Origin of the sequence: Nonomuraea sp. NPDC050153 (assembly GCF_044460125.1) — a bacterium.
Taxonomy (GTDB): Bacteria; Actinomycetota; Actinomycetes; order Streptosporangiales; family Streptosporangiaceae; genus Nonomuraea.
Genome location: NZ_JBITJQ010000043.1, coordinates 35,103 through 59,875 on the forward strand (window position 1 = coordinate 35,103; position 24,773 = coordinate 59,875).

Sequence of the window (24,773 nt, forward strand, 5' to 3'; positions counted from 1 at the left end):
CGAACTCGGGCCCGGCTGGAAGCCGTACGAGAACACGCTGATGTCACTGGGCGACGTCAACGAGGACGGCAACACCGACATAGGCGCCGTACACAGCGAAACCGGAACCCTCTACATCTGGAACGGCAAGGGCGGAAACAAGTTCGGCCCCGCCACCGCGATCGGCTCCGGCTGGACCGCCTTCACCCGGCCGATCGCCGGCGACTTCAACGGCGACGGGATCAGCGACCTGATCGCGGTCAAGAAGGACAGCAACACGCTCCACGTCTGGAACGGTAAGGGCGCCAACAACTTCACCGGCGCCATCGAACTCGGGCCCGGCTGGAAGCCGTACGAGAACACGCTGATGTCACTGGGCGACGTCAACGAGGACGGCAACACCGACATAGGCGCCGTACACAACGAGACCGGAACCCTCTACATCTGGAACGGCAAGGGCGGAAACAAGTTCGGCCCCGCCACCGCGATCGGCTCCGGCTGGTCACCGTACTTCTGAGGGCCTCCGGCCCGGATGAGATCTGCACCGAACGTGCCGCCACCGGTCTGTCTCTCACCTGGGGCGCCATCAGCTGAGAACCTGTGTGCGGGCCTTGCCCCCTACAGATGCTCCGCCACTCCCCGCACTGCCGCGCGCAGGTCCACGCCGCCAACCTGCCGTGGGCAGCGCAGCTTCCTTCTGTACGGCGAAGCCTGCACCAGGCCGTCCTGGTCAAGGACCCTGTCCTCGACCTGACCACCCCGGCCCAGCAGGTCACGGTCAGCGAGCCGTACATCCCGGCCGAGTTGCCCGCCGACATTCAGGCCTTCATTGCCCGCGCCACTGAGATCGACCGCCTGCGCACCGCGCTCGACTCCGCCGACGGGCCTGCCCTCACCGTGATCGACGGACCCGGCGGCATCGGCAAATCCGCCCTGACCGTTCGCGTCGCCCACGCCATGACCGCCCGATTCACCGACGGCGTCATCTACCTCAACCTGCACGGATCCACCCCGGACTCGACCCACTGACCCCGGCCTAAGCCCTGCGCCACCTGCTGCCCCTGCTCGGCCGCGATGCCCTACCACTCTGCCCCGTCGAACTGCCCGACACTCCCTTCAAGGACCCGGCCGAAGCGGAACGATGGATCCAGGACGAGCGGGACAACCTGCTCGCCGCCGCGCAGCAGGCGCTGGACGGCCCCGACCCGGCGACCGCCATCGGCCTGACCATCGGACTCCACTGGCCCTTCTGCTACCAGGGCTGGCACACCCAACTGGCCGACATCTACGCGCACGCCATCGAGGTGGCCGATCGCATCGCGGCATGGGAGGACAAGGCCCAGCTCCGCAGCTTTCTCGGCTGGGTTTACCGAGACCAGGGCCGCCACGACGCCGCGATCGCGCAATTGAAGACAGCTCTCACCGACTGGGACCGCGCGGGCCTGCTCCGAAGGAAGGCCGGAGCCCTCAACAACCTCGGTGTCATCAACACGATCGTGGGCCGTCTCGACGACGCGCTCGGCTATCTGGAGTCCGCTTTCATGCTCATCGACGACGCCGAACGCCCTGTGGGATCGGTCGTGGTCCGCAACAACCGGGTGCACGTCTACTACCGGCAGGGGCGCTTCGATGAGTCTCATCGCCCGCTCGCTCCGGGATCGCTGCGACGGCTCTCCAACGCCAGCGGCCGCCGCTCCCGCAGCACCGCCATGTCACCCCGTGCGCAACCGGGTGAATGCCGCATCGTCCCACGACCCGCCGCCCACACCTACCCCCGACCCAGCAGCCCACCACCTCGCTGAGCGGCTGGTCAGACCAGGCCTCGGCCATGACCGCGCGGATCAGCGGGGCCGCCGCTGACGGGTGATCCCGAGCGCGCGCGAGCTCCTTGGGCGAGCCGCCCTGGCCGCGCAGCTCGCGTACCTGGTCACGGAGGCGGAGGAGTCCATAGAACGCCCATCCTACGGCCGGCTCTGCCCTAGTCACGGCGGTTCTCCGGGCCTCGCCCCCACGGTCGCGCGGACGGCCGCAATCATGAGAAGCGATGATCGCGGCCGTCGGCTCCGCGGCGTCGGCGGGCCACACACCACATGGCTGACGCGCCATGACAGACCAAAGCAAGAGCAAGAGGGCACCGAGCACTCACTGTTCGAAAGGCTCGTGAGAGTCGACGTATTCGACCGCAGGCTCGGGAGGTAGAGAATCTCCGGTGCGCGGATCGGTGCGCGAAGCCTTCATGATCTCGGTGGCCGTCAGGGGACGAAGGACTCCTTCCACGATGGCCCAGCCTCGGACGATCTTTACAGGCGATCCGCTGACCGGATCGGTTTTGAAGGTGAAGGAACGCATGATGACGCTGCCCCCGGCCTTGGCAGCCCGGGCGAAGCTCAGCATCAGGGACAAGGCCATGATCTCCGTGCTCATGGCTCTCACCGAGTTCTTCTCGAGCTCGACTTCTGCGACAACCTCCAGGGGGTCATGTGCTCCGTCGCCCACGTGACAGGTGAACCTGTGCGGGCCGGGACCCACGTGGGTCGAGAGCCACGCGAGCAGGTCGGCAGTATATTCCTCCGCTTCCAGCACCTCTCCGTGCGGCAGAGGGTCCAGCAGATCCATTGTCCGGATGCTGAGCGTCCGGAGCCGTTCTCGATGCGCGAGCGAGGCCACGAATTCGGCGATGGGCTCGCCCCGATATGGGAAGGGCTCATCCTCGCACACCGCCAGGGCGTATCGAGCCCTGCTCGTAGCCGAGTCGGGCGGCAGCTCCTCCGCCTGGCAGTATTCGGAGTATTCGGCGGGGATGAAAGTCCCGATCATGACTCTGTGGCCGGCCCCGAGCATGGAGCGCATGGTTTGCTCGCATACGGCGAGATATTGGTCGTAGTTGTCGAACTCGAATGACGGGTAGGACGCCGTCATGGTAGCCAGATCAAGCTCATCCAGGAGTAATGCCATACCAATGACATCGCCCCGGCGGGTCTTCCGCCTTCGTTTCTTTCCCATGCGGGCACAGTAGTGAGGGCCGCTCGGCAGCATGCTCCCCGAACCGCGTTCTGTGGACAAGGCGGTCCGGCGTCTGCCGCACCCCGCTGGCCGGCGATGACGCTGTTGAGCTCGCCGCGGCGGCCGGGCTGGCGGCCCTCTTCGAGGCGGGGTCCGTCACCTTCACGGTGACACAGTGCGCTCGCGACCAGAATCGGCTTTTAATCCGTAGGTTCCGGGTTCGAGCCCCTGGCGCCCTACCAATCCGACCTGGGGTTTCCCACGATTCTGTAGTCGAGTCGTCTGATCGTGAGTCACGGTGGGACACATGTGAGTCACGTACCAGGGCGGGCGTTGTTCACCTTACGTGCGGTCCTGCGAGCCGCTTCCCCGGCGGCAAGCCTCAGTCTCGATCGAGCGCGCCGCCTGTGTCCCGCTGCCGCGCTCGGCAGCCGAGAGCTACTGGTGCTCAGCACCGACGGCAAGGACATCGTGATGCGGCCCGGGGCGCTGCGCCCAGCCAACCGCCAGGCCGCCACCCCGGCATCGCGAGCGCTTCCGCACCCGCCTGGCCTCCGGCGAGAAGCCCTATCGCGAACGCATGGCCGCCCTGGTCGCCGCCCGGCCCCTGCGCCCCCGAAAGGAGCTGATCCACCGGCTCATGACGCGGCGGTGCGAGCTATGCGGTGACCCGGGCAAGGTGGTCGTCCACCAGGTCCGCAAACTCGCTAGCCTCGGGAAACCCGGGGCAGACCAACCCGTCTGGGCGGCGAAAATGGCCGAGATGCACCGCAAGACCCTCGTGGTCTGCAACGCGTGCCACGACGTCATCCATACGACCCCTGTGACGAACGCGGCGTAGGTCACTGGAGAGCTACGTGCTGCAGCGAAGGTTGCCTGCGTGGTTCGGAGGAGGGGAGCACGGAAAAGGCCCGCTCACGGGACCTCGCCGTGCTCCCTATCCTGTGCCCAGATCGCCAACAAAAGTTTCGACGAGTACTGGATCTTTTCATGTCGATTGCGAGAACCAGTGCATCCACCACCAGCGCAACCAGGACGAATACCCTCACTGACAGACCGTTCCCTATTCCGGACTACAATTTGTGAACCCTGCGGCCAGCCCGTAAACCGCTCGCTCAAATTGCATACCATCCCCTATGGATATCCACCAAAGGTGTGACTACGATCAAGCAGTAGAGATCGACACCGAAGGAGGTAGTTAATGGGCCGTATCAAGAAGTTCGGCGTTTCGGCGGCCGCGGTGGCTGCGGTCGCCGCCGCGACAACCTTAATGTCACCGACTACTGCCGCCCAGGCAGCGACCTGCAGCACCAGCGCGCAGATTGGCGTTCTCGGCGGCACCGGCTGGGCACTGTGCAGCGGTACCGGAGTGACTCAGACACGGGTCGTGCTCTTCTGCCAGAATAGTAGCGGTAGCTACACCACGGTGTACGGCCCTTGGGTGGCTAATTCCGTTAAATCAAATGCCCAATGCAGCAGCACCTCATCGCCGATATCGGTCGGATATCAAACGATCTGAGCCACCACAAGCCCATCCGGTCGCGGTATCAATTCCGGCTCGATCGTAACCCGGCTGTTCCGGGTGAACCTTGAATCACCCGAAGTCCTGTTCTTGGCCGCGGAGACACGGCCGAGGTCTCGGTCCCTGAGCCGGTGACTGTCGCCTTTCAGCGAGACGACCTCGGCCTGATCGGCCAGACCCCTGCACGGCGCGGCGCTGTTCGCCGCGCAGCACTCGGACCAGGCCCTCGTCCAGGCTCACATAGCCGGGCTCGACAGCCGTCTCCAACCAGTCGGCGGTCGCGAGCACCCGGGCGATTGCATGCCACGGTGGTCTTCTCCTCGGGGGTGAAGGCGTGCCTCCACGGCGTCGGCAGTACCCGGCCCACCGCGGCCACGAACACCGAGCACGCGCCGACCAGCTCGATGAGATCGCGACTGCGCTCGATCCGAGGCAGCGGCGAGAGATCCGGGTGGAGGGCGGCAACACCTGGCACAACCCCAGGGCCGACCTGCCGGCCGACTTCGACGACAACCGGGACGTGCGTTACGAGGCCACGTCCAATCCGCGCGGCCCGGCGGCGTTCATCTCCGACCTGCAACGCCGCCACACCGCCGCCCTGGATCGGCTGAAGACGGCGATGCGCAGGGGCACGTTGTCCCGTCTCACGCGTGATCGGCAGCCGTGAAAACCGGTCGAGTTCGCCCTCCAGCCGTGACTCCCACGTGGCGATCCGCGCTCGGACCACCGCCTCACGCCGTGCCGGCTCCTCCAGTCACGAGCCCACCGCTACCGCCGCCTCACACTCGGCACTCACAGTAGAAGGCGGTTCCTCGACCGAACGGTCATGATCACAAAACCCCAGTTCAGGAACTCACCGAGGAAGAGTTGCACCCATCCACGATGGCCGCTGCTCCGAACGTCGTCCGGATGCGCTGGAACGTCGCTCTGAATCCGCTGGCAGAGCCGAACGTATCTTGAGGGTTGCCACTGAGATGCGAACCCACCTCGGTGGGGATCGACTGTCCGTTGAAGATCTGTACGACCCGGACACCGGCCATCCCGCGTGATCATCGAAGCGGCCATCGTGGCAGACAACTGTGGTGAGGCCATGCGCAACGCCTTCGACACACTCGTTGACGAGATGGCCTCATCATCGAGCCGGTTACACCTATCAGGCCGGGATCGCGCGCCGGGCGTACCAGACCTGCAGCCCTGATGGTCCAGCATTCCCTCTGCCCAAATGTGATCATCAGGATTCCTCGCGGGAGTATCGTGTGGTTCTGTGACTCGCCGCCCCCCTGACGATCATCTGGATGAACTGATCGAGCAGGCGATCGTGGACGCCTACGATGATGATGAGCAGCTCTCCGGTTTCCATGTGATGATCGGTGACAACCTGGTGGTCCCGTTCGAGACAACCGTGCTCGGACTGCACGTCACCGTCACCGCGATCGACTTCCTGGCGGGGAGTGGCATCGTGGCGATCTGCCGCCGTGGCGAGCACAAGCAGGCAATCGGCATCCTCGATCTGCCGCTGCCCGACCCGCCACCGGCCGGAGCCGAATGGATTCATGCCTTCCGCCACTGGGCCGGGTGAGAGCGTGAGTGGATACCAGTACTACGAGTTCCTGGCCATCGACCGGCCGCTCACCGACCAGCAGCAGGCCGAGGTGCGTGCCCTGTCCACCCGGGCCCACATCACCGCCACCAGCTTCACCAACGAATACCACTGGGGCGACTTCCGCGGAGACCCGTCCCGCCTGGTGGAGCGTTACTACGACGCCCACCTGTACCTGGCCAACTGGGGCACCCACCGGATCATGCTGCGCCTGCCCAAGACCGTGCTCGATCCCAAGCAGGCCCAACGCTACTGCGTGGGCGAGCAGATCAGCTCCTGGACCAGCGGCGGACACCTCGTCCTCGACTTCACCAGCGAGGCGGAGGAGGAGTACTGGGAGGACGACGTCGAACGCTCGCTGTCGGCGATCGTCGGCATCCGCGCCGAACTGGCCGCCGGTGACCTGCGGCCGCTCTATCTGGCCTGGCTGTCGGCGTACGGGACATGGGAGCGCGACGAGGACGCCTTCGACTACGAGGAGGAGGACGAGTTGGAGCCGCCCGTCCCGCCGGGGCTGGGTTCGCTCAGCGCGCCGCAGCGGGCCCTGGCCGACTTCCTGCGCCTGGACGACGATCTCCTCGCGGCCGCCGTCGAAGCCAGCCCGTCGGCGCAACCCGTACAGCACGATCAAAAGGCCCTGGCCGTTTGGATCGGCGCTCTGCCCGCCAAGCGCAAGGACGCGCTGCTGCTGCGGGTGATCGAGGAAGACGGCGCGAGGGTTCGGTGGGAGTTGCTGCGCGAGTTCGGCGGCGGAATCACCGGCCAGGCGGTGGAGACGGGGCGGACGGTCGCCGAACTGCTGGACGCCGCTGCTGCCCGCCGCCACGTACGTGAGCAGCAGGAGGCGGCCCGGCGCGCCGAAGAGCAGGCCCGCAGGGAACAGGAGCGGCAGCAGGCCAGGGAGCTCCGCCTGAACCAACTCGCCCAGGACCTCGAAGCGGCGTGGGACGTGGTGGAGGCCTCCATCGACACCAAGAAGCCCCGCGAATACGACCAAGCCGTCGAGCTCCTGCGCGACCTGCACGCCCTGGCCATCCGCGACGAGCACGTCCGCACCTTCACCCAGCGCCTCACCCACCTCCGGGAACAACACCAGGGCAAGCCCAGCCTCATCAAGCGACTCAACGATGCAGGCCTCACAGCCGAGTAACCGGCGATGGGTGCGGCTCTTCTTCAGCGCCTGGCGTGCTGCGGCTGTGGCGGGACGCAGGCTCTCCCAGGCCATTGCCGCCGGACTCAGGGACGCTCTCCCCCGCCACGGCGGCGAAGGTTTACCGGGGCGCGATCAAGCCGATCTTCAAGACGGCGATGCAGCTCAGGCCCTACCCGAAGGGTAAGAGGCAGCGCGCCGTGCCCATCTGCCGTGAACTGGCGACACTGTTGGCACGCCACGCAACTGGTAAGAACCCTGGCCGGCCTCTCTTTCAGGGACGCGCAGGCGGCTACATCGATTACGCCAACCAGCGCAACAACGTGCTGCAGCCCGCCCTCGAACACGCTCTCGTCGTCCTTGCGCCGACCGCCTGACCCCTCCCATCCCTCACTGGGCTTGAATCGAACGGAACCGAACATGTCCCTCACCCTGGATCCCGAAGTCGCCGAAGCCATGGCCCCAATGGGCGAAGCGATGGCCGGCATGACCCCGCCGGCCGTCGGCGACATCGGCGCACGACGCGCCATGTGGAACCGATCCTTGACGCGTCAGGGAAGGCCCAGCCGATCCCGGAGGACGTCACCACACACGACTACGTCGCCACCACGAACGACGGCGCCCAGATCACGATGCGCTGGTACGCCAAGAACGACACCACCCCCGGCTCTGCGCCAGTTCTGCCACCGGACAGGGTCCGGCTGCTACCATATGAACAAATAAACAAGCTGTTCATATGGAGAGAGATGTCTCCGGTCTTCTCCGAGGCAGAGCGGGCGCGGATCACCGAGCAATTGCTCGACACCGCGACCCGCCTGTTCTCGATCCAGGGTCTGCGCAAGACGTCCATCGAGGAGCTGACCGCTCCCGCCGGGATCGCCAAGGCCTCGCTGTACTCCTTCTACGACTCGAAGGAGGACCTGTACTTCGAGGCCGCCCTACGGCAGAGCGAGGAGGTCAGAAGGCGGGTCATCGACGAGGGCCTGCACAAGGGCGCCGACACCCGCGACGCTCTGCGGCGTTTCCTTCGAGCCACGGTCGCCGAGCTCGACACCAACCCGCTGTATCGGCGGCTGATGGCCCACCCCGAGGAGATGGCCGCCGTGGCCGCCCGGCTCACTCCTGAGCGGATGGCCGCCGCGGGCGGCGGGCCCATGGGTGACCTGCTGGAGTTCATCGATACGCGGTTGGAAGGCGACCCACAAGTGCTGCTCGGCGTGCTCCGCGCGGTGCTGCTCACCCCGCTGCACGCCGAGCACCTGGGGCCCGACATCTACCCGGCGGTCATGGACCGCCTGATCGACGCCGTGACGGAGGGGATCACCTCATGCTGAATCTGACGATCGGCGACGGCCCTCCCCTGGTCGTGCTGCTCTACACCCCCGAGGCCGCCAACCCGAAGGGACTCGCCCTCTGGTCCACCATGCGGCTGATCAAGCCGTTCACCGAGCACTTCACCGTTCACCTGCTCAACCGTCCGCCGGGCCTGCCGCCGACCACGACCATGGCCGAACTGGCTGCCCTCTATGTCGGGGCGATCAAGGGGCCGGCCAACGTACTCGGCATATCCACCGGCGGGTCGATCGCCCTCCAACTCGCCGCCGACCATCCCGACCTGGTGGATCGGCTGGTTCTCGGCGGCACCGCGGCCACCCTCGGCCCAGTCGGCAAGCGGGCCCAGCGGGCGTACATCGACAGGGTTCGCCAGGGCAAGCGCCCCAGCCCGGCACTGGCCGAGGTCGTCACCGAATCACCGATCGGGCGGCGGCTGCTCTCCGGGCTGCTGTGGTTGGCGGACGGTGCCAAGGACCACACGGACGCGGCGACCGTACTCAACGCCGAGGACGGCTTCGACCTGCGCGGGCGACTGGCCGACATCAAGGCGGCGACGCTGCTCATCCACGGCGAGAAGGACGTCGTCTACCCGCTGGACCTGGCCAGGCAGACGGTGGCCGGCATCCCCGACGCTCAGCTGGTCGTCTACCCGGGCCGCAGCCACAGCGGCACCTTCACCGACAAGCGGTTCGCCCCCGACGCGCTGGCCTGCCTGCGGGATCGCTGATCAGCTGATCGCCACCTGATCAGGCAGCACCTGCCGCTGTTCCGCGGTGGAGACCCGCTCCATGACCTCGGCAAGCACGCCCGCCAGGTGTACGGCTGGAGATCCTGCAATCGCTGACGAAAGCGCTGTCGGCGTGGCGGGGTTCGGCTTCAGAGGGCCCCGCGCCGCCACTGCTCGATCTCGTCCTCCAGCGCCTGCTCGTTGAGCTCCGTCATGAGCACGCTGGTCGCCCACGCCACGAGCAGCTGCACGAACTCGGTGTCCTCGTCGTCGGCCTGCCCATTGACGTGGAACCAGGTGATCAGCGCGGCGGCGTGCGGCGTCTGCGCGTCGCACGCCGGGCACAGCACGCCCCCGCTGTAGCTCTCCACCCGCTCACCGGCTGTGTTGGTCCAGCCGTGCGGGATGCGCGCCCACAGCAGCGCCTCGCAGCCGCAACGCGGGCACGCCGGCGCGTCGTCGGTGGTGACGACGTCGATCCGCTGCGTCACAGTGAGATCGATTCCGGACCGAGCAGCGCCTTGATGTCGGCTGCGAAGCTCGGCGCGGCGTTGACCGGCCACTCCGGCAACGCCATCACCATCGTCTTTCCTGCCCTTCGCATCACGTTGACGTGCAGCGGCACCTGGCCCTGGTGCATCTTCAGAACCTGCCGCAGTTCTTCCAATAGATTCGGAGTAATGCGATCTTCCCGCAGGAGCAGAGTGATGGGGGCGCCGGATTCGCTGTTGACACCAGAGACGTCGATAAGGGTCATCTCCTGGGCGAAGACCGAGATGGCGCCATCCCGGTTGTTGATCTGCCCCTTCACCGACACCACGATGTCCGGGCGGAGCTCCGGCCCGTACAGCTCGTAGTTGCGGGGGAAGAACAGGCATTCGACGGCGGCGTCCATGTCCTCGACCGTGAGGATGGCCCACGTGTTGCCCGCCTTGTTCACCCGCCTGTCCACCTTGGTGACCAGGCCGGACACCTGGACGTCGCCGCGGTCGTCGCGGCCGCTGTCCAGCAGGTCTGCGATCGTGGTGTCCCGGTTTCTGGCCAGGAGCCGCTCGGTGCCGGCCAGCGGGTGGTCGGACACGTACAGGCCGAGCATCTCCCGTTCGAAGTCGAGCTTGGTCTTCTTGTCCCACTCCCCTTCGGGGATGGCGATCGTGAACGCTGCGTCGTCGCCTGTGTCGTCCATCCCGCCGAACAGCGAGTCCTGGCCGTGCGCCTCGTTCTTCTTGATGTCGATGACGGAATCGACGGCCTGCTCGTGGACCATGAGCAGGCCCTTGCGGGGATGTTCGAGGGAGTCGTACGCGCCCGCCTTGATCAGCGATTCGATGACGCGCTTGTTGCAGGCGGTCAGCGGCACCTTGCCGAGGAAGTCGTTGAAGTCGGTGTAGCGGCCCTTCTCGGTGCGGGCCTTGACGATGCCGTCGACGACGTTCTCGCCGACGTTGCGGACCGCGCCCATGCCGAACCGGACCTGGGTGTCTCCGACCGCGACGAAGTCGAGGTGGGAGTCGTTGACGTCCGGGGGGAGTACCTGGATGCCCATCTTGCGGCACTCGGCCAGGTAGACGGCCGCCTTGTCCTTGTCGTCACCCACGGAGGTGAGCAGGGCTGCCATGTACTCGGCGGGGTAGTTGGCCTTCAGGTACGCGGTCCAGTAGGCGACCAGGCCGTACCCGGCGGTGTGGGACTTGTTGAACGCGTACCCGGAGAAGGGCAGCATGACGTCCCACAGTGCCTGGATCGACTCGTCGCTGTAGCCGTTGCCGCGCATGCCGGCCTGGAAGTTGGCGAACTCGGCGTCCAGGATCTCCTTCTTCTTCTTACCCATGGCGCGGCGCAGCAGGTCGGCGCCGCCGAGGGTGTAGCCGGCCAGTTCGCGGGCGACGGCCATGATCTGCTCCTGGTAGACGAGCAGATGGAAGGTGGGGCCGAGGATCGGTTCGAGCGCTTCCTTGAGCTCGGGGTGGATCGGCTCGATGTCCTGGCGGGCGTTCTTGCGGTGGGCGTAGTTGGTGTGCGCGTTGGCTGCCATCGGGCCCGGCCGGTACAGGGCGAGCACGGCGGCGATGTCCTCGAACCGGGTCGGTTCCATGAGCTTGAGGAGCTGTCGCATGGGGCCGCCGTCGAGCTGGAACACGCCGAGCGTGTCGCCGCGGGCCAGGAGCTGGTAGGTCTTGGTGTCGTCGAGCGGCATCGTCAGGGTGTCGAGTTCGATGCTGCGGTTCTGCTTGATGATCTTGATGGCGTGGTCGATGATGCCCAGGTTCCGCAGCCCCAGGAAGTCCATCTTGACCAGACCCATGTCTTCACAGGACGGGTAGTCGAACCCTGTGATGACCACACCGTCCTTGTCCCGCATGTGCATGGGGATGAGGTTCAGCAGCGGGGTCGAGGACAGGATGACGGCGGCGGCGTGCACGCCGGTGCCGCGGATCAGCCCTTCGATGCCGCGGCCGGTGTCGATGACCTTCTTGACGTCGGGGTCGTTCTCGTAGAGGGTGCGGAGTTCGGTGCCTTCGTTGTAGCGGGGGTGGCTCTCGTTGAACATGTCCGCGAGGGGGACGCCCTTGCCCATGACGTCCGGCGGCATCGCCTTGGTGATCTTGTCGCCCATCGCGAACGGGTAGCCGAGGATCCTGCTGGAGTCCTTGACGGCGGCCTTGGCCTTGATCGTGCCGAACGTGTTGACCTGCGCGGTGTACTCGCTGCCGTACTTCTGGGTGACGTAGGACACCATGCGGTCGCGCTGGCGGTCGTCGAAGTCGAGGTCGACGTCGGGCGGGTTGATCCGCTCGGGGTTGAGGAACCGCTCGAACAGCAGGCCGTGCTCCAACGGGTCCAGTTCGGTGATGCGGGTGGCGTAGGCCACGATCGAGCCGGTCGCCGATCCACGGCCGGGCCCGACCGGGATGCCGTTGTCGCGGGCGTACTTGCAGATGTCGGCAACGACGAGGAAGTAGGAGGAGAATCCCATCGGGCCGATGACCTTCATCTCGGTCTCGTACCGCTCCATCACCTCAGCGGGGACCGGGGTGCCATACCGCATCGCCAGCCCGGCCTCGCACTCCTTACGCAGCCAGGACTCCTGGGTCTCCCCCTCGGGCACGTCCGGGTAGTCGGGCATCCGGTCCACCTGGGCGAACACGTCGCCGTAATCGCCGATCATCTCGGCCACGAGCAGCGTGTTGTCGCAACCCTCGGGCAGCTCGGGGAACAGGCGGTACATCTCGTCGGCCGGCTTGAGGTAGTAGCCGGAGCCGTTGAACCGGAACCGGTTTGGGTCGTCCTTGTTCTTGCCCACGCCGACACACAGCAGGCTGTCGTGCGCGTCGGACTGGTCCTCGGTCACGTAGTGGGAGTCGTTGGTGACCAGCAGCGGGATGTTGAGCTGCTTGGCCAGCCGCAGCAGGTCCTCCCGCACCTCCTGCTCGATGCTGATGCCGTGGTCCATCAGTTCCAGGAAGTAGTTCTCCTTGCCGAAGATCTCCTGGTATTCGCCGGCGACCTTGACGGCTTCGTCGTACTGGCCCAGCCGGATCCGGGTCTGCACCGCGCCGGACGGGCAACCCGTCGTGGCGATGATCCCGCCCGCGTATTGCGAGATCAGATCCTGGTCCATGCGCGGCTTGGAGTAGTAGCCCTCGAAGCTCGCCAGAGACGACAGCCGGAACAGGTTGCGCAGCCCGTCCGCGTCCTTGGCCCACATGGTCATATGGGTGAACCGGCCGCCGCCGGAGACGTCCTTGCCGCCCTCACCGTCCGCGACGCCGGTCTCGGCACGCTGTCCCCAGAACACCGGCTTCTTCACGAACCGACTGTGCGGGGCCACATACGCTTCGATACCGATGATCGGCTTGACCGGGGAGCCCGCCGCGACCTTCTGGAACTCGTACGCACCGAACATGTTGCCGTGGTCGCTCATGGCGATCGCCGGCATCTCCAGCCGCTCGGCCTCCTTGAACAGCGGCTTCAGCTTCGCTGCCCCGTCGAGCATGCTGTACTCGGTGTGAACATGCAGGTGCACGAACGACTTGCTCACCAGTCCCCCAACTCCCGGCGCGGCCCAAATCCTCGCCTGAGCCTATTCCTTCTTCTGTGCCTGTTGGGGCCAAGGCCGAAGCGTTCTCATGTTGTGAAACCGAGTAGCTGAAGGCCGTCGGCGGGGTGGCTGCGGTAGTGGTCGGTGGCGGCGGCGATGTCGGTCCAGCCGATCAGCCGGGCCACGCCGATGGCCAGGTTGCGGAGGCCGGCCAGAATGCGGGGTGCGGTGCCGGTGCAGATCTTCATGCGGCGGATCTCGCGGCGGCCGTACCGGGTCTCGTCGGCGCGGTCGTTGAGGATCGCTTCGCGCCAGGGCAGGGCCTTGAGCCGGCTCAGCAGCGTGGGCGCGAACGTGGGGATCTCGTTGCTCTTGGGCGCGACCTGCCGCTGGGCCACGACGATCTGGGGGCCGTGACGGGTGACGGCCGGCAGGTGGGTCACGCCCTTCGCTGGTGCGGCTGCCGCGCAGGGTCTTGCCGTCCACGGCCAGGCCGACGAGCTCGTTCCGGCCTGAGGACCGCACCGCCTTCTGCTCGGGCCTGCTTCGCCCGCGCGTCTATGTGACGCGGCGGCTGGACGGACCGGAGCTGGACGCGATCTTGCTGCACGAGAGCGCGCATGCGCGCCGGCGCGACCCGCTGCGCCGGCTGCTCGCCCGTGCCGCAGGCGACGTGCTGTTCTTCCTGCCGCTGGCCGCCTGGTGGGCCGAGCGCCAGGTGGAGCGGTCGGAAGTCGCCGCCGACCGGTTCGCGATCAAGCGCTGCGGCCGTAAGGCGGTCGCCGCGGCGCTGGTGTCCGTCGCCGCCGGTCCCATTGCCGGTGCCGCCGCGCCGGGCACGGCCGCCTTCAACGGGGCGGCCCAGGCGCGGCTGGCCCAACTCCTCGGCGACCCGCCGCCGCGGCGTCGCCCGTCGCGGGCCCGGTCGCTGGCCTCGCTCGCCGGCCTGCTGTCCGCGGTCGGTCTGATGATGTGCCTGGGGCAGGCGGTCCTTGCCGCCATCCTCTGACCGGCGATCAGCGCGGCGTGGCCGGGACGGACATTCCTGTCAGGGCGGCCGGCAGGGTGCGGCCGTCGTCGGTGAGCGAGTGGATGACGAGCTTGCCCTCGTGCCCGGGAGGCCGATCCCCTGTTCGGCCATCTCGCGCCGCGCATCTGGGAGTCGGGCGGCCTGGGCTGGGTTCTCAGTGATTTCCACATCGATGTCATCGCCGACCTGGTCGCCACGGGCCGGTTGGAGCGCGCGGCGGTGCTGGACGGCATCGTCGGACGGTTGCTGCGGGATGGGCCGTCCGCCGTGACCACGCTCGTGCCGATGCACGACCGGTTGGCTCCCACGATCGAGGAGGTGCGGACACGCGCCACCGACTACACACGGCTGCTGCTGACGCCGTCCGCCGGGATCCGGAGCGGGCGGACGCTGGGCTGGCGGCGCTGGCGGTGACATTCAGGCGGGACCGGCTCAACGTCCAGGAGCTGGCTGACTCTTCACCGAACTCAGGCCGCGCGCGTTGGCACACATCCTCACGGACCCGGATGAATCGGGACGTCCGCACCAACTGCAGCGTGCCCGGCCAAGCAGGGCCTGCGAGCGGCACCACGGCTGCCTCTCGTGCGACATGCCGATCACGGCCGGCAGCGTCTTCAGTTGCGACGGCAAAACGCCCGGTGGTAGAGCTTGGCCGGGGTGCGTCCGGTGCCATGGGGTCGCGGTCTGGCAGGTCGGAGGGTGGTGAACCGACGGGTGGCACCTGCGTAGCGGAAATCCTCCACTTCGGCCCTCGGCAGGGCGCATCCGCAGGCACCAGGGGTTCTGCGAGTCGAGGGGCAAGGTTATCTACAACCCGCCAAGGCGTGATTTATTTAAAAGTACTTAGAAATGTCCGGATTCACATTTACAATATCGCGATCTATCGCTAATGTGCTGACCACGGGGAGAAGAGTCCATGGTCCTGCCGCCGTGGAGATGACATGGATATGCGCATTCCGGAATTCACGTCATCATGCCGCCGAACTCAGCCCCCTGACTCGTATCGACGACCAGATCGACGCAGCCTCCATACCGAGTACCAGGCGCGACTGCCCGCGTCGACGTGGCAGTTGGCAGAGTGTGCAGGGGGAATCAGCACGATGAAAGATTTGAATTCACGGGGGTTGGGGTGCACCTCAGGCCCATCGATAAACCACCCAGCTGTTACCGCAGATGTCGATCAGCTGCGAGAACTATTAGAGCAACATACCCCATCTTACTACCTTCGGATTATCAAGTCGCATCCGCACTCGCACGGCGCTCGATACCAGCTTCTCCACAGGGGAAAGATCGCTCTGTACACCGCGTCATACGGGGCAGAGATTCGTACCGGGTCGTCGGAGTCGTTTAACTTCTACGCGATCATGCCGTTGCGGGGGGCCGGCGAGGTGACGCTCAACGGGGGGGACGTCACCGCACCGATCTCCCTCCTAGGTCCCCAGCAGAAGATCGATATGCGTTGGAGCCTCGATCACGAAGTAATGCTGACGCAGATTCCGTCGACGCTCATGGAGGAGGCGCTTGAGGCTTCCCTGGGTGATCCTCCCAAGGAGCGACTGCGGTTCGAACCGGGGGTGGATGCCACCAGCACGTTCGGTCACGCGCTCAGAATGCTGTCGTCGGTCGGTACGGGCGGTACGCTGCCCTTCGCGGCCTCGAAGCTGGCCGAGCATCACTTCGAGCAGTTCCTGCTGCAAACCTTGCTCTCCTCCCAGCCCCACAATTACTCCCACGAACTCGGCGAGCCCCCCGCCCCGTGGACCCCTGCCGCTCTTCGGCGTGCGACCCGCTATTGCGAAGATCATGCCGGCGAACCGATCTGTCTTGCCGACATCGCCACCGCGGCCAGGGTCAGCGTCCGCACCCTCCAGCTCGGCTTCCGCGAGCATCTGCGGACCACCCCGATGGCCTATCTCCGTTCCGTACGGCTGGCTCACGCCCACGCCGATCTGGCCCGTATCGCCGAGACGGGCAGCCAGACAACCGTCACGGATGTGGCCCTCCGGTGGGGGTTCACCCATCTCGGCCGGTTCGCGGCCCTGTACAGGCAGGCCTACGGCCGGCCGCCGTCCAGCACCCGGAACGGACACCGGTAAGCCTGGCAGCCGCTCCACCTGAGCAGGCCAGTTGGCCGGCGCGGTACGGGTTGACCTCAGCCAAAGTTGAGGTTGAAGACTACTCCCGCAGGCCTCGAAGAGGTCGAGTGCCGCACATGTCGGATGGGCGGGCACCCATCGCTGTCGCGCACCGGCGGTGATGCCGCCTGTCCGTCGTCGGCGTGCCCAGCCGCTGCCGGAAGCAACGGTGCCCGCTCGGTCAGCAAGACATTCGTGCGCTCTGGCAGGGCAACTCACAAGGAGAACCGGCATGGCACCGCCGCAGGCTGGCACCGCGGGTCAGCGACTGACGATCAAACTTCTTCTGCTCTCGGGCGCGATCGGCCCGGTGGTCTTCGTGGCGGTGTACCTCATCGCCGGGGCCGCCCGTCCCGGGTACAGCTCCTGGCATCACACCATCAGCATGCTCAGCCTGGGCGATCAAGGGTGGATACAGATCGTCAACTTCATGCTCTACGGATCGCTCACGCTGTGCTTCGCGGTGGGCCTCAGGCGCGTTCTACGGACGGGGGCCGGCTCCCTATGGGGACCGATCCTGTTCTTCGTAGTCGGACTCGGCCTTATCGCCATCGGTCCTTTCGTGACGGACCCGATCCTCGGCTACCCAACGGCGACGCCCGCCGTGGCGAGCCTGGGCGGTTCCATCCACAACCTCACGAGTCTGATCGTATTCATCGCCCTCCCCGCAGCCTGTTTCGTGCTGGCGAGGCGCTTTGCCCGCGACCAGTGGCGCGGATGGGCTTCCTATTCGATCGCGACGGGCGCCCTTGCCGTCGTGTTCTTCATGCTCTTCTTCGCCGGCGTTTCGGCTGCCGGCGGTCAGGACGGGGGGACCTCGCCGGCCGGGCTGTTCGAGCGGATGCCCACCGTCATCCTCGGTGTCTGGCAGGGTCTTCTCGCGCTCCGGCTCCTGAGCGCGGAGACCTTTGAGCATGGCACGTCATCTGACGCGACAACCGGTTGATCGGGCAGCGAAGACGTACGCGTCCGTGCAGGGCAAGCGCGGTTGCCGACGGGCGCCGGGAGTCCGTTCAACCTCGTCCCGCAGGCCGGGAGGCGGTGGCCGGCGTCCGGCGGGTGGCGGTCAGGTAGACGACCGCCGCCCCGAAGACCAGCAGCGCGGTCCAGACGTTGAAGCGCAGCCCCAGGATGAGAGGGGCGGGATCCATGCGCAGCCACTCGATCCAGGCGCGGCCGGCGGTGTAGGCCGCGGCGTACAGGGCGAACGTCCGGCCGCGGTCGAGCCGGAAGCGCCGCTCGGCCCAGAGGACGAGCCCGGCCACTCCCAGGTTCCACAGCGACTCGTAGAGGAACGTCGGATGGTAGGTGGCCGTGGACTCCAGGCCGGGCGGCCGGTGGGCGGGGTCGATCTCCAGCGCCCAGGGCAGGGTGGTCGGCCTGCCGTACAACTCCTGGTTGAACCAGTTGCCCCAGCGGGCGATGGCCTGCCCGAAGGCGATCCCGGGCGCGACGGCGTCGGCGAAGTCGCGCAGCGGAATGCCGCGCCGGCGGCAGGCCAGCCACGCGCCCAGCGCGCCGCCGGCGACGGCGCCCCAGATGCTGATCCCGCCCTCCCAGATCGCGAAGACGCGCAGGGGGTCCTTGCCGGGGCCGAAGTACCGCTGCCAGTCGGTGGCCACGTGGTAGATCCGCGCACCGACCACGCCGAACGGCACGGCCCAGGTGGCGATGTCCCCGACCGTGCCACGCTCGCCGCCGCGGGCGGTCCAGCGGCGCTGGGTGACCCAGATGCCGACGGCGACGGCGAGCACCATGAGCAGGGAGTAGGCGCGGATGGGCAGCGGGCCGAGGTACCAGACGGCTTGGGACGGGCTGGGGATGGCTGTCACACCGTCGAGTCTGGCTCCGGTGCCGCCGCGCGCACATCGAGCGGGACACCGATCGCCGGGTCAGTCGACTGGTTGATGCCGGAGCGGCGGTTGGCTGATTATCGTCGGTGCTGTGGAGTCCTGGGAGCGGTCCCGGCGCCGGTGGCAGCACGCCTTCTTCGCCTCGTGGTTGGTGCTGACCTCGGCCGGGCCGTTGATGGAGGTGGGGCAGGCCCTGCCGGTGGCGCTCGTGGCCGGGCTGGCCGCCTGGTATGCGGTGTGGTTCGTGCTGCGCACGCCTCCTGCTGGGGAGGTGCCCCTGCCGTACGTGGTCGGCGGCGGGTTGCTCTGGCTGGGGCTGTTCGCGATCGACTCGTCCTTCCTGGTGGTCTGCCTGAGCGTGCTCGTTCCGTACTGCATGGACGCCGTACGCGTCGGGCTGGTCGCGGTGCTGTCGTGCGCCGGGGGCTGGTTGTGGCACAGCTACCACGAAGGCGGGTCGATCACCTGGACCGAGATCGCCATCACCGCGCTGATCGCGATCAGCGCGGCCACCTCGGCCGGATACTTCTATTCGGTGGCCCGGCAGAGCGCCGAGCGCAAGGAGCTGATCGACCAGTTGCAGGCCGCCCAGGAGGCGCGGGCGACGGCCGAACGGCAGGCGGGCGTGGCCGCCGAGCGGCAGCGGCTGGCTCGCGACATCCACGACAGCCTGACCCAGGGGTTCGCCAGCGTGGTGATGCTGCTGGAGGCGGCGCAGGAGCGGTTGCCGGACGACCGGCACCTGACCCAGGCGTTGCGGGCGGCCAGGGAGAACCTCGCGGAAAGCCGCCGCGTGGTGCGGGCGCTGCGGCCCGGTGAGCTCGACGACGGCGGCCTGCCGGAGGCGCTGCGGCGGCTGTCGGGCCGGCTGTCCGACGAGACCGGCATCGAGGCGCATACCGTGATCACCGGCGCGCTCCGGCCGCTGGAAGCCCAGGTCCAGGCGGAGCTGCTGCGCGTGGCGCAGGAGGCGGTCGCCAACGCGCGCCGCCATGCCCGCGCCGAGCAGGTCACCTTGACCCTGTCGTACATGGAGGACCTGGTCGTGCTGGATGTCCACGACGACGGCGACGGCTTCGATCCCGAGCGGACCGCCTCCGGCCACGGCCTGCTGATCATGCTTGAGCGGATGGAGCAGCTCGGCGGCACGCTCCTCGTGGAAAGCGCGTCCGGGGAGGGCACCACGGTCGTGGCCAGCCTCCCGGCGGTGGCGCGATGACCGCGCGGGGTGAGATCCGGGTCCTGATCGCCGACGACCACCCGGTGGTCCGTGACGGCATCCGGGCGATGCTCGGCACCCAGGACGATCTGGAGGTGGTCGGCGAGGCGGTCTCCGGCTCGGACGCGGTACGGCTGGCGCGTGACCTGCGGCCGGATGTCACGCTGATGGACCTGCAGATGCCCGAGCTCGACGGCGCGACAGCGATCAGCCGGATCCGCGAGCACGACCCCGGCGCCAAGGTGATCGTCCTGACCACCTATGACACCGACAGCGACATCTCCCGTGCCATCGACGCCGGAGCGATCGGCTACCTGCTCAAGGACACCCACCGGGAGCAGCTGTTCGACGCCATCAGGGCGGCGGCCCGAGGGGAGAGCGCCCTGTCGCCGGCAATCGCCACCCGGGTGTTGTCGTGGGCGCGCACCGACGCGCCCGGCGCCCTCAGCGGCCGGGAGATCGAGGTCCTGGGCGCGGTCGCCCAGGGGATGAGCAACAAGGCCATCGCCGCCCACCTGTGCATCAGCGAGGCCACGGTCAAGACCCACCTGCTGCACATCTTCGCCAAGCTCGACGTCGACGACCGCACCGCCGCCGTGACCGTGGCGGCCACGCGGGGGATCATCCGCCTTGGCGGCTAGTCGCTCGCTGAGTTGTTCGTCGCCATGAGCAGAGCGGCCGGCGCTCGCGCAAAGCCCGGTCCCTTGTGCCGGAGCCGGCCGTCGGCCACCTGCCGGCCGTCCGCGGAACGTTCGGGAGCCTCGTAAGCGGCCGCCTCGGGCAGCTGTGGGGTCGTCGTGGGCGAACGCACGCCCGCGTACCGCGCCATAACCGGTCTGAGCTGGTGTTTCCCGCCATCGGATCACCTGTCGAACGGCGCGTACGAACGTCCAGAGAAGCCTGTCGAACAGGCTGACAACACCGATCTTGTAGCGGACACGCCAGCGGAACCGAAACGTTGGATCCCGCCACACGGGAATCGCCCCAGCCCCCTGAATCAGGAGTAACGATGAAGCTGCCCTCATCCGCCGCTGCCCTCACGGCGGCCGTCCTGTTCACTTCGCTGACTGGAGTGTACGGGGCGTCGGCGGCGCAGGCGGCCGACGCTGAGGCCCTTCCGAGCGTGAACATGGAAGCCACCGTCAAGGCGGCCCAGATCGACCCGCGGCGGCCCGACAACACGCTGACCCCGGGTGCCAAGGCCAGCGTGCTCCTCGTCGAGCAGGCGCTGAGTGACCGGCGCCTGCTCGACGCGAAGTGGGTGGACGGTTACTTCGGCACCACAACGGTCACCGCCTACGCGAACTACCAGAAGTCGCTCGGCCTCACCGGTCTCGACGCCAACGGCATGCCCGGCAAGACGTCGCTCACCAAGCTCGGCGCCGGCCGCTTCAAGATCACCAACGTCATCGACCCGGGTGCCCGGGTGTCCAGCGGCGGTTTCGTCATCAACACCCGCACGCGAAGCATGCTGGCGGAGGCCAAGCGGCTGTTCGGCCGCGACCTCAAGCTGGATCAGGGTTCGTACAACCCCGGCGGCGACCCCACGTCCAAGGGCACCCACGATGGCGGCGGCGTCGTCGACATCTCGGTCAAGGGGATGAATTCCGCCACCCGCACCGCGGCCGTCCGCGCGTTGCGCCTTGTCGGCTTCGCCGCATGGCTGCGTAACCCCCAGCAGGACGACTGGCCGTGGCACATCCACGCCACCGCCATCAGCGACACAAGCCTCTCCGGCCAGGCCCAGCACCAGATCGGTGACTACTACCTCGGCCTGAACGGGCTCTCCGGCCGTGGCCCGGACGACGGCCCGAAGGTGGCCATCCGTACCTGGGAGGAGTACCAGCGCCGCTGACTCCCCCATCCGAAACCCAGACTCCGCAAACAGTCCGCAGACAGAAGGAGAACAGCATGAGAACGCTGACCAGGATCCTCACCACGGCGACCGCCGCGATGGCTCTCGGCGGGACGGTCCTCGCCACCGCACCGCCCGCCTCGGCCGCGAACCGCGACGGTGTCTGCGATACCGGCGAGTTCTGCTACTACTTCAACAGCAACAACCAGGGATCGCTCTCCGACTTCACCGGATCGATCGACGACTACTCCACCACACAGCCCACCTGCTACGACTTCAAGGGCGCCGGCGAAGGCAAGGGCAAATGCATCAAGAACGCCGCCGCCTCCGTCTGGAACCGCAGCAGCAAAACCGTCCGCGTCTACTTCAACAGCGGCCACACCGGCACCTACCAGGACTTCGCCGCGGGCGCCAAGGGCAACCTGAACTCCAGCCTCAAGAACCAGAACGCCTCGCACCAGTTCAGCCCGTCGTCATCGACGCGCAGCAACATGACGACCTCGCTCTACAAGGCCAGCGGCACGATCACCTGCGGCTTCGACGGTTACACCTCCACCCCCGGCCGGCACGAAGGCATCGACATCGTCCGCGGCCTGGGCGCGAATGTTTACAACCTGGTGGCGGGCCAGGTCATCAACGTCGTACGCGGATCCACCGGCAGGGCCGGACTTTCCACGATCGCCGTCTACAACGCCGCGTCGAACAAGACGGTGATCTACCTGCACTCCGCTCCGGTGTCCTCCCTGCGCGTGGGCCAGCAGGTCAGCCGCGGCCAGGTCATCGCCACCGAGTCGTGGCATGGAGTGTCGAGCCGTTCATCCGCGCACACCCACGTCGAGATGCGCCCCGGACGGGTCACGCGTGCGGCCAAGAGCGTCGGCGACCCGCACCTGGAGAACCCGAACCCGACCTCGTTCTGGAACTCCCAGGGTTACAGCATCCGATAACGCTTCGCGGCCACCGACAAGATGAGGAAGACAACTGTGCCTTTACGAACTGTCCGACTGATCTCGCGGCTCGCCGCGGCGACCGCCGCGATGGCGATCGGCGGGACGGTCCTCGCCATCGCATCGCCCGCCTCGGCCGCGAGCCGTGACGGAATCTGTGACAGCGGTGAGTTCTGCTACTACTTCAACAGCAACAACCAGGGATCGGTCTCCGACTTCACCGGATCGATCGACGACTACTCCACCACACAGCCCACCTGCTACGACTTCAAGGGCGCCGGCGAAGGCAAGGGCAAATGCATCAAGAACGCCGCCGCCTCCGTCTGGAACCGCAGCAGCAAAACCGTCCGCGTCTACTTCAACAGCGGCCACACCGGCACCTACCAGGACTTCGCCGCGGGCGCCAAGGGCAACCTGAACCCCAGCCTCAAGAACCAGAACGCCTCGCACCAGTTCCTGAGCTCCACATCGCCGACGCCGACGCCGACCGGGTGCAAGACCGACGGCACGGACAGCAAGCTGCCCACGACGATCCTCGTGTATCGGAAGTCCCTCGATCGCGTGGAGCGGGTGGATTTCAAGACCTACGTCAAGAACGTCCTGCCCAACGAGTGGGTGACGAGCTGGCCGAGTGAGTCCCTCAAGGCCGGGGCGATGGCCGTGAAGAACTTCGGCTGGTACTGGGCGCTGCACTCCAACCGCAAGACGTCAGACGGCCGGTGCTTCGACGTCTACGACCACACGTCGAGCCAGGTGTACAAGCCCGGCTCCGCGAAGGCGGTGACGAACGCCGCGGTGGACGCGACTTGGGGCGCCCGGCTGACCCGCAGCGGGAAGATCTTCCGGGCCCAGTACTGCTCCACGACGACTGCGTGCGGCAATTGGGTCGACGGTGACTGGATGTCGCAGTACGGCTCCCGCGACAAGGCCAGAGCGGGCTGGAGTTACTCCAGAATCCTCAAGAACTACTACACGGGGATCGTTCTCAGCTCCTGAACCCCCTGAGCCCGTCCGACGCCTGGTTCCCCGCCGTGCCGCGCACGGCGGGGAACTAGCGTCCGTCGACGATGATCTGGAAGTTGATCGGCCGGCTTCCGGGGAAGACGACCGCTCCCGAAGCGTCCACCATCTTGAATCGCACGTAGCACAAGCCCGGCTTCCTGGGCGTGGTGATGACGGTCTGGATGTCGACTGTCTCGCCAGGTTTCGTGTCCTTGATCGGCACGTCGGAGATGGTCTGGCAGTGATCAGCTTGCTGCGTGGGGTCGAGGCGACGCAGCGAATATCCCTTCCACGGCACGGCCCCGGCGTTCTTGAGGCGCCAGATCTTGGTCATGGTCTGGCCGGGACTGACGCGCGTGCAGTCGGCCAGCGTGACGTCCTCGATGAACGCGGCCGCATCACCCTTGTACAACGGCGGGGCCCAAGGCGGGTTGGTCGAACGCACCGGGCAATCGGCCGGGGACGGCGCGGCGATCGATGGGCTGCCGGTCGGGTTCAGGTTGTGTCCCTCGGGCGTGGCGCCGCGATTGACGGCGACCACGACGACGACCGCCGCCCCCATGATGGCGGCCGCTGCCGCGAACGCGGCCGGGCGGGCCAGCCGTGATCGCCCCCTGCTCCCCGGCGCGGGGAACGGAGGCCGGACGTCGCCCGCGAACCCGTCAGGCGAAGGCGGCGGCGTACGCACGAATGCCGAGAGCTCCCCGGCCGGCCGGGGCGCTTGCGACCCGCCGGCGAGGTGCACGGTACGAAGCTCCACGGCGCCCGCGGCGGAGGCCGCGAGTCCATCAGACGGACGCTCCACCGAGGTGTCCACGCCCATCGAGGGATTCCCGGCGCTCGCCGATCTGACCGTCCGGTTCGCGTTCTCCCAGCGTTCGCGGTACGCGGCCGGGTCTGCGTTACACGCCTTGACGAATTCGACGGTGGTCTCCCAACTCGGGAGCCGGTTACCCTTCGTGGCTTCATGCAACGTCGTGTGAGAAATCGCCCCCGACCGGCCGGACATCTCACGGAAAGGTGGGTTACCGACCGCGTTCCGTAACTCCCGCAGGGTCGCCGCGAATTCCTCGATTATCTCCGCCCGTGCACGCTTGTCGTCCACCGTGCGAAGGTAACAGCACCCACGGTCTTCACTCAACTCGAACGGGAGGAATCGACTCGATGCCAGACGCGACGAATGTGCAATAAGCCGTACGGTCCATCCCCGCTGCGCCCCGAAACGACCGCATACCAAGCCGAACAGGCCCGTATCCTGGTATAACGCGCCAAAGGAGACCACGAAGCCACCCGGGCCACTGCCCCCACCCAATAATGATGAATAAAGAAGATTACACCCATGAGTCAGGGCGCTGCCGGGCCTCCACGTTGACC

Annotated in this window: 26 protein-coding genes and 1 pseudogene; 20 read left to right on the forward strand and 7 right to left on the reverse strand. The window is 67.1% G+C overall.

The features are described 5' to 3' along the window. From ACIBQ1_RS54225 to ACIBQ1_RS54235, 3 genes are all read left to right on the forward strand, one after another. Window positions 1-496, forward strand: a 496-nt coding sequence (locus ACIBQ1_RS54225; RefSeq protein ID WP_397290559.1) for an FG-GAP repeat domain-containing protein, incomplete at its 5' end; no start/stop codon positions are given. A gap of 107 nt (window positions 497-603) precedes the next feature. Continuing rightward, window positions 604-1,008 carry a hypothetical protein gene (locus ACIBQ1_RS54230; protein ID WP_397290561.1) on the forward strand — a complete coding sequence of 135 codons (405 nt, stop codon included), beginning with the start codon at window positions 604-606 and terminating at the stop codon, window positions 1,006-1,008. Between the two features lie 275 nt (window positions 1,009-1,283). Further along, the gene (locus ACIBQ1_RS54235) at window positions 1,284-1,781 is read left to right on the forward strand and encodes a tetratricopeptide repeat protein (RefSeq protein ID WP_397290563.1); all 498 of its coding nucleotides are present in this window, start codon (window positions 1,284-1,286) and stop codon (window positions 1,779-1,781) included. 340 nt (window positions 1,782-2,121) lie between these two features. On the opposite strand, the gene ACIBQ1_RS54240 is transcribed toward ACIBQ1_RS54235, so the two are convergent. Continuing rightward, window positions 2,122-2,982: a hypothetical protein gene (locus tag ACIBQ1_RS54240; protein ID WP_397290565.1), complete on the reverse strand. Its 861-nt coding sequence runs from the start codon at window positions 2,980-2,982 to the stop codon at window positions 2,122-2,124. Between the two features lie 580 nt (window positions 2,983-3,562). On the opposite strand from ACIBQ1_RS54240, the gene ACIBQ1_RS54245 reads away from it, so the two are divergent. Further along, window positions 3,563-3,823 (forward strand): hypothetical protein, encoded by a 261-nt coding sequence (locus ACIBQ1_RS54245; protein ID WP_397290567.1) that lies wholly within the window; start codon window positions 3,563-3,565, stop codon window positions 3,821-3,823. A 360-nt stretch (window positions 3,824-4,183) separates the two neighbouring features. Then, a complete protein-coding gene (locus ACIBQ1_RS54250) occupies window positions 4,184-4,501 on the forward strand; it encodes a hypothetical protein (protein WP_397290569.1) in 318 nt (105 codons plus the stop codon). Window positions 4,502-4,576: 75 nt separating this feature from the next. On the opposite strand, the pseudogene ACIBQ1_RS54255 reads toward ACIBQ1_RS54250, so the two are convergent. After that, a pseudogene (locus tag ACIBQ1_RS54255) lies at window positions 4,577-4,886 on the reverse strand (DUF6192 family protein). Between ACIBQ1_RS54255 and ACIBQ1_RS54260 the strand changes: the two are divergent. The 6 genes from ACIBQ1_RS54260 to ACIBQ1_RS54285 all read left to right on the forward strand — a co-directional run bounded on the left by ACIBQ1_RS54260 (window position 4,839) and on the right by ACIBQ1_RS54285 (window position 9,316). After that, window positions 4,839-5,171 carry a hypothetical protein gene (locus ACIBQ1_RS54260; protein ID WP_397290681.1) on the forward strand — a complete coding sequence of 111 codons (333 nt, stop codon included), beginning with the start codon at window positions 4,839-4,841 and terminating at the stop codon, window positions 5,169-5,171. The pseudogene ACIBQ1_RS54255 and the gene ACIBQ1_RS54260 overlap by 48 nt on opposite strands. A 597-nt stretch (window positions 5,172-5,768) precedes the next feature. Continuing rightward, on the forward strand, window positions 5,769-6,083 hold the full coding sequence (locus tag ACIBQ1_RS54265; protein ID WP_397290571.1) for a hypothetical protein: 315 nt from the start codon (window positions 5,769-5,771) through the stop codon (window positions 6,081-6,083). A gap of 4 nt (window positions 6,084-6,087) precedes the next feature. Next, the gene (locus tag ACIBQ1_RS54270) at window positions 6,088-7,254 is read left to right on the forward strand and encodes a hypothetical protein (RefSeq protein WP_397290572.1); all 1,167 of its coding nucleotides are present in this window, start codon (window positions 6,088-6,090) and stop codon (window positions 7,252-7,254) included. A gap of 35 nt (window positions 7,255-7,289) precedes the next feature. After that, window positions 7,290-7,631: a hypothetical protein gene (locus ACIBQ1_RS54275; protein ID WP_397290574.1), complete on the forward strand. Its 342-nt coding sequence runs from the start codon at window positions 7,290-7,292 to the stop codon at window positions 7,629-7,631. 153 nt (window positions 7,632-7,784) lie between these two features. Then, the gene (locus tag ACIBQ1_RS54280; protein ID WP_397290576.1) at window positions 7,785-8,588 is read left to right on the forward strand and encodes a TetR/AcrR family transcriptional regulator; all 804 of its coding nucleotides are present in this window, start codon (window positions 7,785-7,787) and stop codon (window positions 8,586-8,588) included. Beyond that, entirely contained in the window at window positions 8,582-9,316 is a 735-nt protein-coding gene (locus ACIBQ1_RS54285) for an alpha/beta fold hydrolase (RefSeq protein WP_397290578.1), read from the forward strand. The genes ACIBQ1_RS54280 and ACIBQ1_RS54285 overlap by 7 nt, the downstream gene beginning before the upstream one ends. A 149-nt stretch (window positions 9,317-9,465) precedes the next feature. Here ACIBQ1_RS54285 and ACIBQ1_RS54290 read toward each other — a convergent pair whose 3' ends face one another. The 3 genes from ACIBQ1_RS54290 to ACIBQ1_RS54300 form a co-directional block, all read right to left on the reverse strand. Then, window positions 9,466-9,807 carry a DUF6300 family protein gene (locus ACIBQ1_RS54290; RefSeq protein ID WP_397290580.1) on the reverse strand — a complete coding sequence of 114 codons (342 nt, stop codon included), beginning with the start codon at window positions 9,805-9,807 and terminating at the stop codon, window positions 9,466-9,468. Next, window positions 9,804-13,358, reverse strand: a complete 3,555-nt coding sequence (dnaE, locus tag ACIBQ1_RS54295) for a DNA polymerase III subunit alpha (RefSeq protein WP_397290582.1) — start codon at window positions 13,356-13,358, stop codon at window positions 9,804-9,806. Before dnaE ends, ACIBQ1_RS54290 begins: the two co-directional genes overlap by 4 nt. An 86-nt stretch (window positions 13,359-13,444) precedes the next feature. Continuing rightward, window positions 13,445-13,801, reverse strand: a complete 357-nt coding sequence (locus ACIBQ1_RS54300) for a hypothetical protein (protein ID WP_397290584.1) — start codon at window positions 13,799-13,801, stop codon at window positions 13,445-13,447. Window positions 13,802-13,812: 11 nt separating this feature from the next. On the opposite strand from ACIBQ1_RS54300, the gene ACIBQ1_RS54305 reads away from it, so the two are divergent. From ACIBQ1_RS54305 to ACIBQ1_RS54320, 4 genes are all read left to right on the forward strand, one after another. After that, window positions 13,813-14,367, forward strand: coding sequence for a M56 family metallopeptidase (locus ACIBQ1_RS54305; RefSeq protein WP_397290586.1), 555 nt, complete (start codon window positions 13,813-13,815; stop codon window positions 14,365-14,367). Window positions 14,368-14,607: 240 nt separating this feature from the next. Continuing rightward, complete coding sequence (locus ACIBQ1_RS54310; protein WP_397290588.1) at window positions 14,608-14,802, forward strand: hypothetical protein; 195 nt, start codon at window positions 14,608-14,610, stop codon at window positions 14,800-14,802. Between the two features lie 686 nt (window positions 14,803-15,488). Then, window positions 15,489-16,484 (forward strand): AraC family transcriptional regulator, encoded by a 996-nt coding sequence (locus ACIBQ1_RS54315; RefSeq protein ID WP_397290590.1) that lies wholly within the window; start codon window positions 15,489-15,491, stop codon window positions 16,482-16,484. Window positions 16,485-16,755: 271 nt separating this feature from the next. Further along, a complete protein-coding gene (locus tag ACIBQ1_RS54320) occupies window positions 16,756-17,469 on the forward strand; it encodes a DUF998 domain-containing protein (protein WP_397290592.1) in 714 nt (237 codons plus the stop codon). A 67-nt stretch (window positions 17,470-17,536) separates the two neighbouring features. Here the strand turns inward: ACIBQ1_RS54320 and lgt are convergent, their stop codons facing one another. Further along, on the reverse strand, window positions 17,537-18,355 hold the full coding sequence (lgt, locus tag ACIBQ1_RS54325) for a prolipoprotein diacylglyceryl transferase (RefSeq protein WP_397290594.1): 819 nt from the start codon (window positions 18,353-18,355) through the stop codon (window positions 17,537-17,539). Window positions 18,356-18,467: 112 nt separating this feature from the next. On the opposite strand from lgt, the gene ACIBQ1_RS54330 reads away from it, so the two are divergent. The 5 genes from ACIBQ1_RS54330 (at window position 18,468) to ACIBQ1_RS54350 (ending at window position 23,393) form a co-directional block, all read left to right on the forward strand. Further along, complete coding sequence (locus tag ACIBQ1_RS54330) at window positions 18,468-19,595, forward strand: sensor histidine kinase (protein ID WP_397290596.1); 1,128 nt, start codon at window positions 18,468-18,470, stop codon at window positions 19,593-19,595. Continuing rightward, the gene (locus ACIBQ1_RS54335; RefSeq protein WP_397290598.1) at window positions 19,592-20,236 is read left to right on the forward strand and encodes a response regulator; all 645 of its coding nucleotides are present in this window, start codon (window positions 19,592-19,594) and stop codon (window positions 20,234-20,236) included. Before ACIBQ1_RS54330 ends, ACIBQ1_RS54335 begins: the two co-directional genes overlap by 4 nt. A gap of 368 nt (window positions 20,237-20,604) precedes the next feature. Next, window positions 20,605-21,450, forward strand: a complete 846-nt coding sequence (locus tag ACIBQ1_RS54340) for a peptidoglycan-binding protein (RefSeq protein WP_397290600.1) — start codon at window positions 20,605-20,607, stop codon at window positions 21,448-21,450. Window positions 21,451-21,506: 56 nt separating this feature from the next. Then, on the forward strand, window positions 21,507-22,397 hold the full coding sequence (locus ACIBQ1_RS54345; RefSeq protein WP_397290602.1) for a peptidase inhibitor family I36 protein: 891 nt from the start codon (window positions 21,507-21,509) through the stop codon (window positions 22,395-22,397). Window positions 22,398-22,433: 36 nt separating this feature from the next. After that, window positions 22,434-23,393 (forward strand): SpoIID/LytB domain-containing protein, encoded by a 960-nt coding sequence (locus ACIBQ1_RS54350; RefSeq protein WP_397290604.1) that lies wholly within the window; start codon window positions 22,434-22,436, stop codon window positions 23,391-23,393. A 55-nt stretch (window positions 23,394-23,448) separates the two neighbouring features. Here the strand turns inward: ACIBQ1_RS54350 and ACIBQ1_RS54355 are convergent, their stop codons facing one another. Beyond that, window positions 23,449-24,504, reverse strand: coding sequence for an NBR1-Ig-like domain-containing protein (locus tag ACIBQ1_RS54355; RefSeq protein ID WP_397290606.1), 1,056 nt, complete (start codon window positions 24,502-24,504; stop codon window positions 23,449-23,451). Window positions 24,505-24,773 lie beyond the last annotated feature (269 nt).